Here is a 13,147-nt window from a genome sequence, read left to right on the forward strand (position 1 = left end):
GGATGGATTCCGCGGCGCATCCCGCACACCCGCTCGTGGCCACGTGCGCCGAGAACAGACGCCCCGTTCTGCCCGGTCAGGATGAGGGCACGCGCGGATGGCATCGGGGCGTTCAGTCGCGGAAATTGTCGAACTGCAGCGGCAGCTCGAACTCGCCACCCTTCAGCAACGCGATCGCCGCCTGCAGGTCGTCGCGCTTCTTGCCGTTGACGCGCAGCTTGTCGCCGTTGATCTGCGAGTCGACCTTCAGCTTCGAGGCCTTGATCGCGGCCTGGATCTTCTTCGCCATCTCGCGGTCGATGCCCTGCTTGACGGTGATCTTCTGGCGCGCGCCGGCCACGTTGGTCTCGATCTCGCCGAACTCCAGCGCGCGGGTGTCGATGCCGCGCGCGATCAGCCGCGCATTGAGGATGTCGGCCATCTGCTTGAGCTGGAAGTCGCTCGGTGCCGACTGGGTGATCACCGCTTCGTCGAGCGCGAACCTGGCGTCCACGCCCTTGAAGTCGAAGCGGTTGCCGAGCTCGCGATTGGCCTGGTCGACGGCATTGGTGAGCTCGTGGCTGTCGACTTCGGAGACGATGTCGAAGGAAGGCATGGCGCGCTCCGGCGGATGACGGGGGCGCAAAGGGTACCGCATGCATCCGGTCGCCGGGGCGTGGATCCCGCCGCCATACGTCCGCGATGCCGCCACCCCGGGCACACGGACGACGGATAGACTGCATACCGGCCACGACCCGAGGATCGCCCCATGCCCAACATCCCCGCCTACGCCGCGCTGGACGCGAAGTCGCCGCTGGTGCCGTTCTCGATCGAGCGCCGCGAACCCGGACCGACCGAGGTCCTGATCGACATCCTCTATTGCGGCGTCTGCCATTCCGATATCCACCAGGCCCGCGACGAGTGGGGCGGCTCGATCTTCCCGATGGTGCCCGGTCACGAGATCGTCGGCCGGGTGGCCAGGGTCGGCGATGCGGTGACGCGCTACCGGGTCGGTGACGCGGTCGGGGTCGGTTGTTTCGTCGATTCCTGCCGCAGTTGCCCGCAATGCGAGGCCGGCGAGGAGCAGTATTGCGATTTCGGCATGAGCGGCACCTACAACAGCTATGAGCGCGACGCCGCACGCCGCTTCGACAAGGCGCGGCCGACCTACGGCGGCTACTCGACCCGGATCACCGTCGACGAAGCCTACGTGCTGCGGATACCCGAGGGTCTCCCGCTGGACCGGGCGGCGCCACTGCTGTGCGCGGGCATCACCACCTATTCGCCGTTGAAACACTTCGGGATCGAGCGCGGCGACAAGGTCGCGGTGGTCGGCCTCGGCGGCCTCGGCCACATGGCGGTGAAGATCGCCGCGGCGATGGGCGCCGAGGTCACCGTGCTCAGCACCTCCGAATCCAAGCGCGCGGACGCCGCCGCGCTCGGTGCGCACGATTTCGCTGCGACCGGCGATGGCGAGGTGTTCAGGACCCACGCGCGGCGCTTCGACATGATCGTCGACACGGTATCCGCCGAACACGACTACAACGCGTATCTCGGCCTGCTCAAGGTCGACGGCACGATGGTGCTGCTGGGCATTCCCGAGGTGCCGGCGCCGGTCGCCGCCGGTGCGCTGATCTCCAGGCGCCGGCGCCTGGCCGGCTCGATGATCGGCGGCATCCGCGAGACCCAGGAGATGCTGGACTTCTGCGCCCGGCACGGGATTGCCGCCGACATCGAGCTGATCGGCATCGCCGGGATCAACGACGCCTATGAGCGGATGCTGCGTGGCGACGTGCGCTACCGCTTCGTGATCGACATCGCCAGCCTGCGCGGCGAAGGCTGATGCGCGGCATGGCCGGCGGGCCGGGGGCCGCGTGAACGCGCCGCAGGCCAATGTCCGTGCGGCATGGACCATGCTCGCCGCGGTCGCGGCGTTCGCGCTGATGGACGCCGGCCTGAAGCAGCTGTCGGTGGGCTATCCGCCGCTCCAGGTCGCCAGCCTGCGCGGCGCTGCGTCGCTGCCGTTCGTGCTGGTCTGGGTGCTGGCGACCGGCGGGGTGGCGTCGCTGCGGATCCGGCGCTGGTCGCTGCACCTGCTGCGTGGCGCGCTCGGCGTCGGGATGATGGCGAGCTTCGTCTACGCGCTGCGCACCCTGCCGCTGTCGACCGCATATTCGATCTTCTTCGTCGCGCCGCTGGCGATCACCGCGCTGTCGGTGCCGCTGCTCGGCGAGAAGGTCGGGCCGCGGCGCTGGACCGCGATCGCGATCGGCCTGGTCGGCGTGCTGGTGCTGTTGCGGCCCAGCGGCGAGGGCCTGGTCAGCCTGGCCGCGCTGGCGGTACTGGCCGCGGCACTGGGATACGCGCTCAGCGCGATCACGGTGCGGGTGCTCGCGCGCACCGACAGCGTGCAGTCGATCATGTTCTGGCTGCTGGTGATGATCGCGGCCGGGGCCGGCGTGCTTGCGTGGCCGGACTGGGTGCCGATACGTGCAGCCGACGGCTGGGTGATCGCTGGCGTCGGCATCGCCGGCGCGCTCGGCCAGTACGCGATCACCGAAGCGTTCCGGATCGGCGAGGCGTCGGCGATCGCGCCACTGGAATACACCGCCCTGGTCTGGGGCGTACTGCTCGACCTGGGGCTGTGGGGCGTGCTGCCGGATGCGGTGACCTGGCTGGGCGCGGCGATCATCGTCGCCAGCGGCCTGTACCTGCTTCGCCGCGAGCGCGTCCATGCCGAGGCGGGGCACCCCTGAACATCGCCCGTCGTCCGTGGTGCGGCGTGCCGTGACCCGGACACGGGGACCGGTGTAGTTTCGACGGCCCGTTCCCAGGAGCTTGCCGATGTCCACCGCTTCGCACGCGCCAGGCTCGCCGAGCTGGTTCGAACTGGCGACCACCGACCAGGCCGGCGCCGAACGTTTCTATGGCGGGCTGTTCGGTTGGGTGACCGATGCGACCCCGATGCCGGACGGCAGCCACTACACGATCTTCCGCCTCGACGGTCGCGAGGTCGCGGCCTGCTACACGATGCTGGCCGAGCAGCGCGAGCAGGGCGTGCCGCCGCACTGGAGCATCTACTTCCGTACCGACGACGTCGACGCCGCGGTCGCCCGCGCCAGCGCCGGCGGTGGCGGCGTCGTGGTCGAGGCCTACGAGGTCATGGAACACCTGCGGATGGCGGTGCTCAGCGATCCGGAGGGTGCGGTGTTCTCCCTGCACCAGCCCCGGTCGCATGGCGGCGTCGACGCGATCCGGCAACCGAATGCGATTGCCTGGGTCGAGCTGGCGACCCGCGACCTGCCGCGCGCGGAAGCGTTCTACAGGGACGTGCTCGGCTGGTCCCTGCAGGACCATACCGCTGCGCCGGTCGGCAGCTACCGGATCTTCTGCAGCGACGATGGCCAGGTCGGCGGCCTGCTGAAGATGGACGAGGACTGGGCCGAGATGCCCTCGCACTGGTCGATCTACGTGCAGGTCGAGGACGTCGACGAGGCCGTCGCGCGCGCCGAAGCACTGGGCGGAAGATGCGTGGTGGCGGCATTCGACATACCGGGCGTGGGCCGCATCGCGCGCATCAACGATCCGGCCGGCGCCGGCTTCTACGTGATCCGGCTGGGCGACTGATGGTTGTCAGCCGGGCCGCCACCGTCGACGCCTATCTGGCGGAACTTGAGCCGCAGCGGCGCACGGTCGTCGCCACCGTACGCGACGCGGTCAACGCGGCGATGCCGCCAGGCTACGAGGAGACGATGGCCTACGGGATGATCGGCTGGGGCATCCCGCTGTCGCGCTATCCGGAGACCTACAACAAGCAGCCCCTGGGCTATGTCGCCCTGGCCGCGCAGAAGCGCCACTACGCGCTGTACCTGATGGCGGCGTATGCCGATTCCGTGCAGGAGCGGCGATTGCGCGAGGCCTATGCCGAGGCCGGCCTGAGGTTCGACATGGGCAAGTGCTGCCTGCGCTTCCGGTCGCTCGACACGCTGCTGCTGGAGCCGGTCGCCGAGGTGGTCGCGTCGATGCCGGTCGAGGACTACATCGCGGCCTAGGAGGCGGCGCGCGGGATCGGGCGGGAATAGGCGGAGGTACCGGGGGCGTTGGGCCGCGTTTGCGGCGGGCGCGCATGTGGCAACGCCCCGCGATGGCGGGGCGTTGCCGGACCGGACCCGGTGTTCCCGGGTGATGCCGGTCGGGAGTGCCTGATCAGAAGCGCGCGCCCAGGCCGACGCCGACGACCACCGGATTGACCTTGGCCTCGCCGACGGTCTGGCCATCGAGGTAGAGGTCGGAGTCGCCATTGAGGTAGCGCAGGTCGGCGCGGGCGAACCAGCTCGGCGACAGCTTCACGTCGACGCCGGCAGTGGCCATCGCGCCCTTCGCGGTCTCCACGCCCAGGCGCTGGCCGGCGAGCGCGCCGCTGTCGGTCACCGACTCGTCGTCGAAGTTCTGCTCGTAGTAGCCGAGGCCGACGAACGGGCGCACCAGCGCATCGGCATCGCGGAAGTGATACTGGCCGCTGATCGCATACGGCTGCGAATCGACGCTGCCGGCCTTGCCGCCGGCGGCGTTGACGCGGTGGCCGAACTTGCTCGCCGCGCCCCAGGCCTCGACCGCGATGTGGTCGTTGAGGTACCAGCTCGCGCTGAGGGTGGCGGCATTGCTGCCGTCCATTTCCAGGCGCTGGGCATCGCCGATCCAGGTGTTCTCGGTCGGCTCGGCGAGGGCGACGCCGCCGACCACCGCGAAGCGCTTGCCGGTCGAGGTCTCGGTGCTGAATGCGTCCTGTGCGAATGCGGCGGGGGCGATGGCAAGAGTGCCCAGCAGGGCCAGGGTCAGGTGACGGAATCGCATCTTCGGAATCTCCTGGAGCTTCTACGGCTCCTGTTATCGAGGGGGGTAACTGCTTGGGAGCCCGGCGACGCGGGGGGAGGGAGCGTGCCAGGGCGGGCACACCGTATCGGGGCGTGGATGAACGCGGACCTGCGGCGGTCCCGCTGGCTGAAGGAACTTTTCACGCCGGACCCGGGTCGCGCCGCGGTCTTTGTGGAGCGCGCCCGATCGGCGACCGTACCCGCCCGTGTGGAGCGGCGGGGCGCCGGATGTCCGCGGGGACAGGCTTTGCCGTGCCAAAGTCGCGGTTGGCGCTGCCGCGTTCAGCCGCCACAATAGGATTTTCCCCTCCCACGGCGAACCCGAACCATGGCTGACTTGAAGGAAGCGCGCGTCCCCGACATTGGCGACTACGAGGGCGTCCCCGTGATCGAACTGCTGGTTGCCGTGGGTGACACCGTGAGCCAGGACCAGGGGCTGGTGACGCTGGAGTCGGACAAGGCCACGATGGAAGTGCCCGCGCCGTTCGCTGGCGTGGTGCGCGAGCTGAAGGTCAAGGTCGGCGACGAACTGTCGGAGGGCAGCGTGGTCGCGCTGATCGAGCCGGCCGGAGAAGAGAGCGCCGCGCCGGCGCCTGCCGACGGCAAGACCGCATCCGCTCCGGCTCCGGCTCCGGCTCCGGCCGCCGGATCCGCGCCCGCCAGCGAATCGAAGCCCGAGCCGCCGGCGCCGCCGACCCAGCCCTCGGCCGGCGAACCGAAGTCGCCGCCGGTCGCGTTCGACGCCGACGAGCTGCTCCCCGACAAGGTGCCTTACGCCAGCCCTGCGGTACGCCTGTACGCCCGCGAGCTGGGCGTCGACCTGTCGAAGGTGGCCGGCAGCGCGCGCGGCGGCCGGATCACCCGCGAGGACGTGCAGAAGTTCGTCAAGGGCGTGATGTCCGGCGAGCTTGCCGCGGGCGCGGCTGCGGCGGGCGGCGGCCAGGCCCTCGGCGGGCTTTCCCTGCTGCCGTGGCCGAAAGTCGACTTCGCCAAGTTCGGCGAGATCGAGACCCGGCCTCTGTCGCGGATCAAGAAGATCTCCGGCGCGAACCTCGCCCGCAACTGGGCGATGATTCCGCATGTGACCCAGCACGAGGATGCCGACATCACCGAGCTGGAGGCGCTGCGCGTCACGCTGAACAAGGAGAACGAGAAGGCGAAGAACGGCGTCAAGCTGACGATGCTCGCGTTCCTGATGAAGGCGTCGGTCGCCGCGCTGCAGAAGTATCCCGAGTTCAACGCCTCGCTCGATGCCGGTGGCGAGAACCTGGTGCTGAAGAAGTATTTCCACATCGGTTTCGCCGCCGACACGCCGAACGGCCTCGTCGTCCCGGTCGTGCGCGACTGCGACCAGAAGGGCGTGATGCAGATCGCGAAGGAGATGGGTGAGCTCGCGGCCAAGGCACGCGACGGCAAGCTCGGTCCGGCCGACATGAGTGGCGGCTGTTTCTCGATCAGTTCGCTGGGCGGCATCGGCGGCACCGCGTTCACGCCGATCGTCAATGCGCCGGAAGTGGCGATCCTCGGCGTGTCGAAGTCGTCGATCAAGCCGGTATGGGACGGCAAGGCGTTCCAGCCGCGCCTGATCCTGCCGCTGTCGCTGAGCTACGACCACCGGGTGATCGACGGCGCCGCGGCGGCGCGCTTCGCCGCCTACCTCGCGACCCTGCTCGGCGACCTGCGTCGCGGACTGCTGTGAGCGCGCCCGGCCTGCCCGGCATGCGTGGTGCGACGCGCCTGGGTGCGCTCGTGCTTGCCTGCACGATGTCCCTGCCCGCCCTCGCCGACGATGCCTGCGAGGTCGCGCTCGGTCACGGCTGGCCGCCGGCGACCGAGAACTACGGCAGCGCGGTCGAGCAACTGCTTGCCGGAGGCGCCGCGCCCACGCTGATGCTGACCCGGCTGCCCGCGCGCGGCACCGAGGATGCGGTGATACTGGTACGGGGCGAAGATGGCAGCTGGACGCTGCGTCATGCCGAGGCCGATCAGCGCGTGCTGGTCTGGACCGGCAGCGGTGCTTCCATGCAGCGCGAACTGCTGGTCGACCAGCGTCCCGAAGTGCTGGAGGTGCCGATCCCCGCGGTGCTGGCCGAGCGTTTCATCGACGCGTGGCGGCGGACCCTGGCGGTGGTACCGCCCGACCGCGATGCCCCCTTCAGCGAGGGCGACACCTGGCTGCTGCAGATCGAGGGCCAGCGGCTGGCCGGCGGCGTGCCGGGCTGCGGCGCGGCGGAAATGATGGTGGACCAGGTCGAACTGTTGATCGAGGCGGCCGACACCCGGGAATCCAGGCTCGACAAGCGCTGGGAAGATCTCGCCGAATCGCTGGACGAGATGGCGGCGGAGCGGGTGGCCGGCGGCGGGAACGGCTGAGCCATGACCGCCGCACCGGCCAGCGACAGCCTGGAAGCCGCGGGCGAGCGTGCCCGCGAAGTGGCGGACGCGGCGTTGCAGAAGGGCTCGGAAGGGCTGCAGCCACTGCTCGATTTCACGCTCTTCAGGATCGGCGGCAGCACGGTCACGGTGGCCGGCTTGCTGGCCGCGATCGCGGTGGTGGCGGCGGCCCTCGTGGTCTCGATGTTGCTGCGGCGCGCGCTGTCCCGATACGGCGAACGTCACCTCCAGGTCAACCCGGCTTCGCTCTACACCGTGTCGCGGATGGTGCACTACATCCTGATCGCACTCGGCATCCTGATTGCGCTGGACCTGGTCGGCATTCCCGTCGCCAAATTCGCCATTTTTGCCGGTGCGCTCGGCGTCGGTCTCGGCTTCGGCCTGCAGGCGATCTTCAACAACTTCATCTCCGGCCTGATCCTGCTGTTCGACAAGTCGCTCAAGGTCGGCGATTTCGTCGAACTGGAAACCGGAACGCGCGGCACGGTCCGGGCGATCAACATCCGCGCGACCCAGATCACCACCAACGACAACATCGACATCCTGGTGCCGAATTCCGAGTTCGTCAGCGGGCGGGTGGTGAACTGGACCCACGGTTCGAGCCAGCGCCGCATCCGGGTGCCGTTCGGTGTCGCCTACGGGACCGACAAGGAGCGGGTGAAGCAGGCGGCGTTGGAGGCCGCCGCGCGGGTGCCGTTCACGCTGGCGCTGGAGGGCCGCCAGGCGCCGCAGGTCTGGCTGACCGGGTTCGGCGACAGTGCGGTCGAGTTCATCCTCGCGGTCTGGCTGAGCGAGGAAGCCGCTGGACGCAACGCCGCGATCGAGGCGGCCTATCTCTGGGAACTGGATACCTCGCTGAAGGAGCACGGCATCGAGATCCCGTTCCCGCAGCGCGATCTCCACATCCGCAGCGTCTTCGGCCAGCAGGGCGACGCCGCGCTGGCCATCTTCGGCCGCAACCCGCCGGTTCCGGGCGAAAGCGATCCTGCGTTGCCGGCTGCGCAGGACACCGCGCCTCCGGCACCCTCGTCCAACGATGCCCTGCTGGAGGTCGAGCGGGGCAGCACGCCTGTCGAGCCCGACGTCGACCGGGAAAACGACTCAGAAACCGACGCGCGCGAGCGTTGAGCGCACGCCAGAAGGAGAACCCCCGCAATGGCAACACAGATCGAAGTAAAGGTCCCCGACATCGGCGGCTACGACGACGTCCCGGTGATCGAGCTGCTGGTCGCGGTAGGCGACAGGGTCGCCGCCGACCAGGGCCTGGTCACGCTGGAGTCCGACAAGGCGACGATGGAAGTACCGTCGCCGGCGGCAGGCGTGGTCAAGGCGTTGAAGGTCGCGGTAGGCGACAGCGTGTCAGAGGGGAGGGTGATCGCGATCCTCGAGGCCGAAGGCGACCAGGCCGGCGGTGCGGAATCCGGCGGCGACGCCAGAACGGCCGCTCCCGCGCCCGCTCCGGCAACTGCAGGCGCACCGACGGCTTCCGCGCCCGCGCCGGCCGCTGCCGCGGCCAGCGGTCGCAAGGCCGACATCGAATGCCGGATGGTCGTGCTCGGCTCCGGTCCCGGCGGCTACACCGCCGCGTTCCGCGCCGCGGATCTCGGCCTCGACACCGTGCTGGTCGAGCGCTATCCGAGCCTCGGCGGTGTCTGCCTCAACGTCGGCTGCATTCCATCCAAGGCGCTGTTGCATGCCGCCGCGCTGATCGACGAGGCTGCCCACTCGTCGACGATCGGCATCGATTTCGGCAAGCCGAAGATCGACCTGGACACCCTGCGCGGCTTCAAGCAGGACAAGGTGGTCGGCCAGTTCACCAAGGGCCTGGCCGGCATGGCGAAGCAGCGCAAGGTGCGCACGGTGCAGGGCGTCGGCCGTTTTCTGTCGCCGAACGAGATGGAAATCGCCGCAGCCGACGGCAGCACCCAGGTGCTGCGCTTCGAGCAGTGCATCATCGCCGCCGGCTCGCAGGCGGTGAAGCTGCCGAATTTCCCGTGGGACGATCCGCGGGTGATGGACTCCACCGACGCGCTTGAACTGCAGGAAGTCCCGAACAAGCTGCTGGTCGTCGGCGGTGGCATCATCGGACTGGAAATGGCCACGGTGTACCGCGCGCTCGGCAGCGAGGTCACCGTGGTCGAGTTCATGGACCAGTTGATGCCGGGAGCCGACAAGGATCTGGTCAAGCCGCTCGCCGACCGCCTGAAGAAGCAGGGCGTCGAAGTCCATCTGAAGACGAAGGCCGCGAAGGTCGAGACCGCGAAGAAGGGCATCACCGTGCACTTCGAGAGCGCCGACGCCGGCCAGAAGCCGGCGCTGGAGTCCGGCACCTGGGACCGCGTGCTGGTCGCGGTCGGCCGCGCGCCCAACGGCGGCAAGCTCGACGCCGACAAGGCTGGCGTGCAGGTCGGGGAGCGCGGCTTCATTCCGGTCGACCGGCAGATGCGGACCAACGTGCCGCACATCTTCGCGATCGGCGACCTGGTCGGCCAGCCGATGCTCGCGCACAAGGCGACGCACGAGGGCAAGCTCGCGGCGGAAGTCGCGGCCGGTGAGAAGAAGGAATGGGTCGCCCGCGTGATCCCCTCGGTGGCCTACACCGATCCTGAGATCGCCTGGGTCGGTGTCACCGAGACCGAAGCGAGGGCGAAGGGGCTGAAGGTCGGCGTCGGCAAGTTCCCGTGGGCGGCGTCGGCGCGTGCGGTCGGCATCGGCCGTGGCGAAGGCTTCACCAAGCTGATCTTCGACGAGGCCACCCACCGCATCATCGGCGCCGGCATCGCCGGCGTGCATGCAGGCGACCTGATTTCCGAACTGGCGCTGGCGATCGAGATGGGCTGCGAGGCCGCCGACATCGGCCACACCGTGCATCCGCATCCGACCCTGGGCGAGACCGTCGCGATGGCGGCGGAGGTTTACGAGGGCACGATCACCGATCTGTACATCCCCAAGCGCAAGTAGGCGGCCGAAGCCCGTAGCAGTCTTGCGTAGGAGCGGCGTAAGCCGCGATGAAGTCTTCCCATGAAGGCCCGAGCGCGGCTTACGCCGCTCCTACGCGGCCTCTGTGCGGCGGACAAGCCGAAGCCCCGGCGCGTGACCGGGGCTTCGTCGGGCCGGCCGCTTCTTGACGAGGAGGTGATGGCGCGGCGGGCTCGGGAGATGTGACCGTGCGCGGCGGGCGGAAGTTCCCGGTACGGTTCGGACGGCCGTTCAATCGCCTGGTTCAGGGGGCCACTCGGGCGCCCGCTCAGGCGGCCAGCGGGCCGCGGCCGGCCGGGTCGCGACCGCGGATCCGCTTCCAGACCTTCTCGTGCAGGTGGTAGGCCACCGTGTTGATCGCCGGCTCGACCAGCGCCATCGCGCCGCCGACCCAGATGCTGCCGGTCATCAGGTAGCCGACGCCGAAGGCGACACTGAAGTGCACCGCCGCGAAGCTCAGGGTCTTGGTCATGCTCCATGTCTCAATTGAGAATCATTCTCGATAATGGCGGTGCTGGAGTGGCATGTCCAATCGAAATCCATGCTCGACCCGATAGCTTCGGCCTATCCGCCGTGCACACGTTCCAAAAACCCGTTGTCCCCGCTGTCCCGCACTTGTGGCGGTTGCTGGAGGACCGCCCGCAATCTATACTCTCGCGGCTCACCCGGGCGCTTTTGTCCAACACAACCGAGTCCCGCGTGTACGATCCCCTGCAAGCAGGCCATCGCCTGGCGCGCCGCAGCGCCGCCTGGCAGGCCGGAACGACAGCGCTGCTGGCCCTGGTGTTCCTGCTGCAGGGGGTTCCGCACGCCCTCTCGGCGCTGGTTGGTGGGGCGTCCATGCTGGCAGGCGGGGCGGTCGCGGCACGGCTGATGGTCGGCGGCGGCGTCCAGGCCGCGGCGGGCGTGATGATCCGCTGGTTCGCCGGTGCGGTCGTCAAGTGGGTGCTGGTGCTGGTGGTGCTGGGATCGGGGCTGCTGCTATGGCGCCTGCCGCCGGTCCCGATGCTGCTGGGCGTGATCGTCAGCCTGGCCGCACAGATGCTCGCCATGAGCCGGCGCTGACCCGATCGATTGACCCCAATTCACTTCATTCAACTCCAGGATTCAGGATAGATGGCGGGCGAGGCGGAACTGACTCCCACCGGGTACATCAACCACCACTTGCACAACCTGACCACGTCGGTTGGCGAGGGCGGTTTCTGGACCCTCCACCTGGACACGCTCATCACCGCCGTGCTGATGGGCCTGTTGATCGTCGTTGCATTCTGGGCCGCGACCCGCAAGGCCACTTCGGGCGTGCCGGGCAAGTGGCAGGCCTTCGTCGAGATCTGCCTGGAGTTCGTAGACAAGCAGGCGCGCGACACCTACCACGGTCCGAGCAAGCTGGTGACGCCGATCGCGATCACCCTGTTCTTCTGGATCCTGATGATGAACCTGCTGAAGATGATTCCGGCAGACTTCATCGCCAAGCCGCTCGAGCTGGTCGGCGTGCACTACTGGAAGCCGGTTCCGACCGCCGACGTCAACGCGACCCTCGGCATGTCGATCAGCGTGTTCTTCCTGATGCTGTTCTTCGCGATCCGCGCGAAGGGCTTCGGCGGCTTCACCAAGGAGTTCCTGACCGCGCCTTTCGGCAAGTGGATGATGCCGTTCAACCTGATCCTGAACATCGTCGAGTGGCTGAGCAAGCCGATCTCGCTGGCGATGCGACTGTTCGGCAACATGTTCGGCGGCGAGATCGTGTTCCTGCTGATCTGGGTGCTCGGCGGCGCCGGCATCCTCGGCGCCCTTGCCGGTGGTGCGTTCGGCCTGGGCTGGATGCTGTTCCACCTGCTGGTGATTCCGCTGCAGGCCTTCATCTTCATGATGCTGTCCATCGTGTACCTGAGCCTGTCGGAAGACGCCCACTGATCGCCGCGCAGGCCGCGCCAAACTTTTCGGCTTCACCCTTCCACCCTTAAGCAACACAACAAACCCGTTCGGAGAAAACCATGGAAATTCTTGCCCACCTCGCTCAAGTCCAGGCGTCCACCGTGCTGGCCGTCGGCATCATGATCGGCCTGGCTGCGCTGGGTGCGGGTCTCGGCCTGGCGATCATGGCCGGCAAGTTCCTCGAGTCGGCCGCGCGCCAGCCGGAGCTGATCCCGGTCCTGCAGGTCCGCATGTTCATCACCGCCGGCCTGATCGACGCCGCGTTCATCATCAGCGTCGCGGTCGGCCTGCTGCTGGCCTTCGCCAACCCGCTGGCCTCCGCGCTGCTGGCCGAAGCCGCGAAGTTCGCCGGCTAAGCAACGGTTGAGCGTCGCACCGGGTGCCCGCGGGGCGCCCGGTGTGGAGATGAAGGGTCGGCACCGGAGGTGCCGTTCGCCCCATTCCATCTGGCAGAGCCTTACGTATGAGCATCAACCTGACCCTATTCGCCCAGGCGCTGGCGTTTGCCGGTTTGATCTGGATCATCGCGACCAAGATCTGGCCGCCGCTGCTCAATGCCATCGAGGAGCGCCAGAAGAAGATCGCCGAGGGCCTCGCCGCCGCGGACCTGAGCCAGAAGCACCTGGCCCAGGCCCAGGAGAAGATCGACGCCGAACTGCGCGCAGCCCGCACCAAGGCCAACGAGATCATCGAACAGGCGCACCAGCGCGCCAACCAGATCATCGACCAGGCCAAGAACGAGGCGATCGGCGAGGCGGCCCGCCAGAAGGCGCTGGCCGAGGACGAGATCGCCGCGGCCGCCAACCGCGCCCGCGAGGATCTGCGCAAGCAGGTGTCGGCGTTGGCGGTGAGCGGCGCCGAGAAGCTGATCCGTCGCGAGATCGACGCCGCCGCCCACAAGGCGCTGCTCGACGAACTCGCGGCCGAGATCTGACGATGGTCGGCACCGTGCTTTTGACTCTTCCGAGCCCCCTTGAGTCAAGGGG

General features: G+C 68.5%; 15 protein-coding genes. 12 read left to right on the forward strand and 3 right to left on the reverse strand.

Translation table 11 applies throughout. The features are described 5' to 3' along the window. Nucleotides 1-112 precede the first annotated feature (112 nt). The gene (locus L3V18_RS10890; RefSeq protein WP_237054756.1) at nt 113-595 is read right to left on the reverse strand and encodes a YajQ family cyclic di-GMP-binding protein; all 483 of its coding nucleotides are present in this window, start codon (nt 593-595) and stop codon (nt 113-115) included. A 153-nt stretch (nt 596-748) separates the two neighbouring features. On the opposite strand from L3V18_RS10890, the gene L3V18_RS10895 reads away from it, so the two are divergent. The 4 genes from L3V18_RS10895 (at nt 749) to L3V18_RS10910 (ending at nt 4,031) form a co-directional block, all read left to right on the forward strand. Further along, a complete protein-coding gene (locus L3V18_RS10895; protein WP_237054758.1) occupies nt 749-1,822 on the forward strand; it encodes an NAD(P)-dependent alcohol dehydrogenase in 1,074 nt (357 codons plus the stop codon). Between the two features lie 70 nt (nt 1,823-1,892). Then, a complete protein-coding gene (locus L3V18_RS10900) occupies nt 1,893-2,735 on the forward strand; it encodes a DMT family transporter (RefSeq protein WP_237054878.1) in 843 nt (280 codons plus the stop codon). 88 nt (nt 2,736-2,823) lie between these two features. Next, nucleotides 2,824-3,606 (forward strand): VOC family protein, encoded by a 783-nt coding sequence (locus tag L3V18_RS10905; protein WP_237054760.1) that lies wholly within the window; start codon nt 2,824-2,826, stop codon nt 3,604-3,606. After that, a complete protein-coding gene (locus L3V18_RS10910) occupies nt 3,606-4,031 on the forward strand; it encodes a DUF1801 domain-containing protein (protein ID WP_237054762.1) in 426 nt (141 codons plus the stop codon). The genes L3V18_RS10905 and L3V18_RS10910 overlap by 1 nt, the downstream gene beginning before the upstream one ends. A gap of 154 nt (nt 4,032-4,185) precedes the next feature. On the opposite strand, the gene L3V18_RS10915 is transcribed toward L3V18_RS10910, so the two are convergent. Next, on the reverse strand, nt 4,186-4,833 hold the full coding sequence (locus L3V18_RS10915; RefSeq protein WP_237054765.1) for an OmpW/AlkL family protein: 648 nt from the start codon (nt 4,831-4,833) through the stop codon (nt 4,186-4,188). A gap of 348 nt (nt 4,834-5,181) precedes the next feature. Between L3V18_RS10915 and aceF the strand changes: the two genes are divergently transcribed. From aceF to lpdA, 4 genes are all read left to right on the forward strand, one after another. After that, nucleotides 5,182-6,552, forward strand: a complete 1,371-nt coding sequence (gene aceF / locus L3V18_RS10920; RefSeq protein WP_237054767.1) for a dihydrolipoyllysine-residue acetyltransferase — start codon at nt 5,182-5,184, stop codon at nt 6,550-6,552. A 65-nt stretch (nt 6,553-6,617) separates the two neighbouring features. After that, on the forward strand, nt 6,618-7,226 hold the full coding sequence (locus L3V18_RS10925) for a hypothetical protein (RefSeq protein ID WP_237054769.1): 609 nt from the start codon (nt 6,618-6,620) through the stop codon (nt 7,224-7,226). 3 nt (nt 7,227-7,229) lie between these two features. Next, the gene (locus L3V18_RS10930; protein ID WP_237054771.1) at nt 7,230-8,375 is read left to right on the forward strand and encodes a mechanosensitive ion channel family protein; all 1,146 of its coding nucleotides are present in this window, start codon (nt 7,230-7,232) and stop codon (nt 8,373-8,375) included. A gap of 27 nt (nt 8,376-8,402) precedes the next feature. Further along, nucleotides 8,403-10,208, forward strand: coding sequence for a dihydrolipoyl dehydrogenase (gene lpdA, locus L3V18_RS10935; RefSeq protein WP_237054773.1), 1,806 nt, complete (start codon nt 8,403-8,405; stop codon nt 10,206-10,208). Between the two features lie 286 nt (nt 10,209-10,494). Here lpdA and L3V18_RS10940 read toward each other — a convergent pair whose 3' ends face one another. Further along, on the reverse strand, nt 10,495-10,698 hold the full coding sequence (locus L3V18_RS10940; RefSeq protein ID WP_237054774.1) for a DUF2061 domain-containing protein: 204 nt from the start codon (nt 10,696-10,698) through the stop codon (nt 10,495-10,497). Nucleotides 10,699-10,925: 227 nt separating this feature from the next. Between L3V18_RS10940 and L3V18_RS10945 the strand changes: the two genes are divergently transcribed. The 4 genes from L3V18_RS10945 (at nt 10,926) to L3V18_RS10960 (ending at nt 13,095) form a co-directional block, all read left to right on the forward strand. Continuing rightward, entirely contained in the window at nt 10,926-11,291 is a 366-nt protein-coding gene (locus L3V18_RS10945; RefSeq protein WP_237054776.1) for a hypothetical protein, read from the forward strand. A 51-nt stretch (nt 11,292-11,342) separates the two neighbouring features. Then, complete coding sequence (gene atpB / locus L3V18_RS10950; RefSeq protein ID WP_237054778.1) at nt 11,343-12,140, forward strand: F0F1 ATP synthase subunit A; 798 nt, start codon at nt 11,343-11,345, stop codon at nt 12,138-12,140. Between the two features lie 80 nt (nt 12,141-12,220). Beyond that, nucleotides 12,221-12,517, forward strand: a complete 297-nt coding sequence (gene atpE, locus L3V18_RS10955) for a F0F1 ATP synthase subunit C (RefSeq protein WP_237054780.1) — start codon at nt 12,221-12,223, stop codon at nt 12,515-12,517. 107 nt (nt 12,518-12,624) lie between these two features. Then, nucleotides 12,625-13,095, forward strand: a complete 471-nt coding sequence (locus L3V18_RS10960) for a F0F1 ATP synthase subunit B (protein ID WP_237054782.1) — start codon at nt 12,625-12,627, stop codon at nt 13,093-13,095. Nucleotides 13,096-13,147: the final 52 nt, after the last annotated feature.

Origin of the sequence: Marilutibacter chinensis (genome assembly GCF_021725675.1) — a bacterium.
Classification (GTDB): domain Bacteria; phylum Pseudomonadota; class Gammaproteobacteria; order Xanthomonadales; family Xanthomonadaceae; genus Marilutibacter; species Marilutibacter chinensis.

Excerpts from the sequence above, each read along its gene's own strand:
- L3V18_RS10900 (WP_237054878.1), top strand. The coding sequence starts at position 1,893 with ATGCTCGCCGCGGTCGCGGCGTTCGCGCTGATGGACGCCGGCCTGAAG.
- lpdA (WP_237054773.1), top strand. The coding sequence starts at position 8,403 with ATGGCAACACAGATCGAAGTAAAGGTCCCCGACATCGGCGGCTACGAC.
- L3V18_RS10960 (WP_237054782.1), top strand. The coding sequence starts at position 12,625 with ATGAGCATCAACCTGACCCTATTCGCCCAGGCGCTGGCGTTTGCCGGT.
- aceF (WP_237054767.1), top strand. The coding sequence starts at position 5,182 with ATGGCTGACTTGAAGGAAGCGCGCGTCCCCGACATTGGCGACTACGAG.
- L3V18_RS10895 (WP_237054758.1), top strand. The coding sequence starts at position 749 with ATGCCCAACATCCCCGCCTACGCCGCGCTGGACGCGAAGTCGCCGCTG.
- L3V18_RS10905 (WP_237054760.1), top strand. The coding sequence starts at position 2,824 with ATGTCCACCGCTTCGCACGCGCCAGGCTCGCCGAGCTGGTTCGAACTG.
- L3V18_RS10940 (WP_237054774.1), bottom strand. The coding sequence starts at position 10,698 with ATGACCAAGACCCTGAGCTTCGCGGCGGTGCACTTCAGTGTCGCCTTC.
- atpB (WP_237054778.1), top strand. The coding sequence starts at position 11,343 with ATGGCGGGCGAGGCGGAACTGACTCCCACCGGGTACATCAACCACCAC.
- L3V18_RS10930 (WP_237054771.1), top strand. The coding sequence starts at position 7,230 with ATGACCGCCGCACCGGCCAGCGACAGCCTGGAAGCCGCGGGCGAGCGT.
- atpE (WP_237054780.1), top strand. The coding sequence starts at position 12,221 with ATGGAAATTCTTGCCCACCTCGCTCAAGTCCAGGCGTCCACCGTGCTG.
- L3V18_RS10890 (WP_237054756.1), bottom strand. The coding sequence starts at position 595 with ATGCCTTCCTTCGACATCGTCTCCGAAGTCGACAGCCACGAGCTCACC.
- L3V18_RS10915 (WP_237054765.1), bottom strand. The coding sequence starts at position 4,833 with ATGCGATTCCGTCACCTGACCCTGGCCCTGCTGGGCACTCTTGCCATC.
- L3V18_RS10925 (WP_237054769.1), top strand. The coding sequence starts at position 6,618 with ATGTCCCTGCCCGCCCTCGCCGACGATGCCTGCGAGGTCGCGCTCGGT.
- L3V18_RS10910 (WP_237054762.1), top strand. The coding sequence starts at position 3,606 with ATGGTTGTCAGCCGGGCCGCCACCGTCGACGCCTATCTGGCGGAACTT.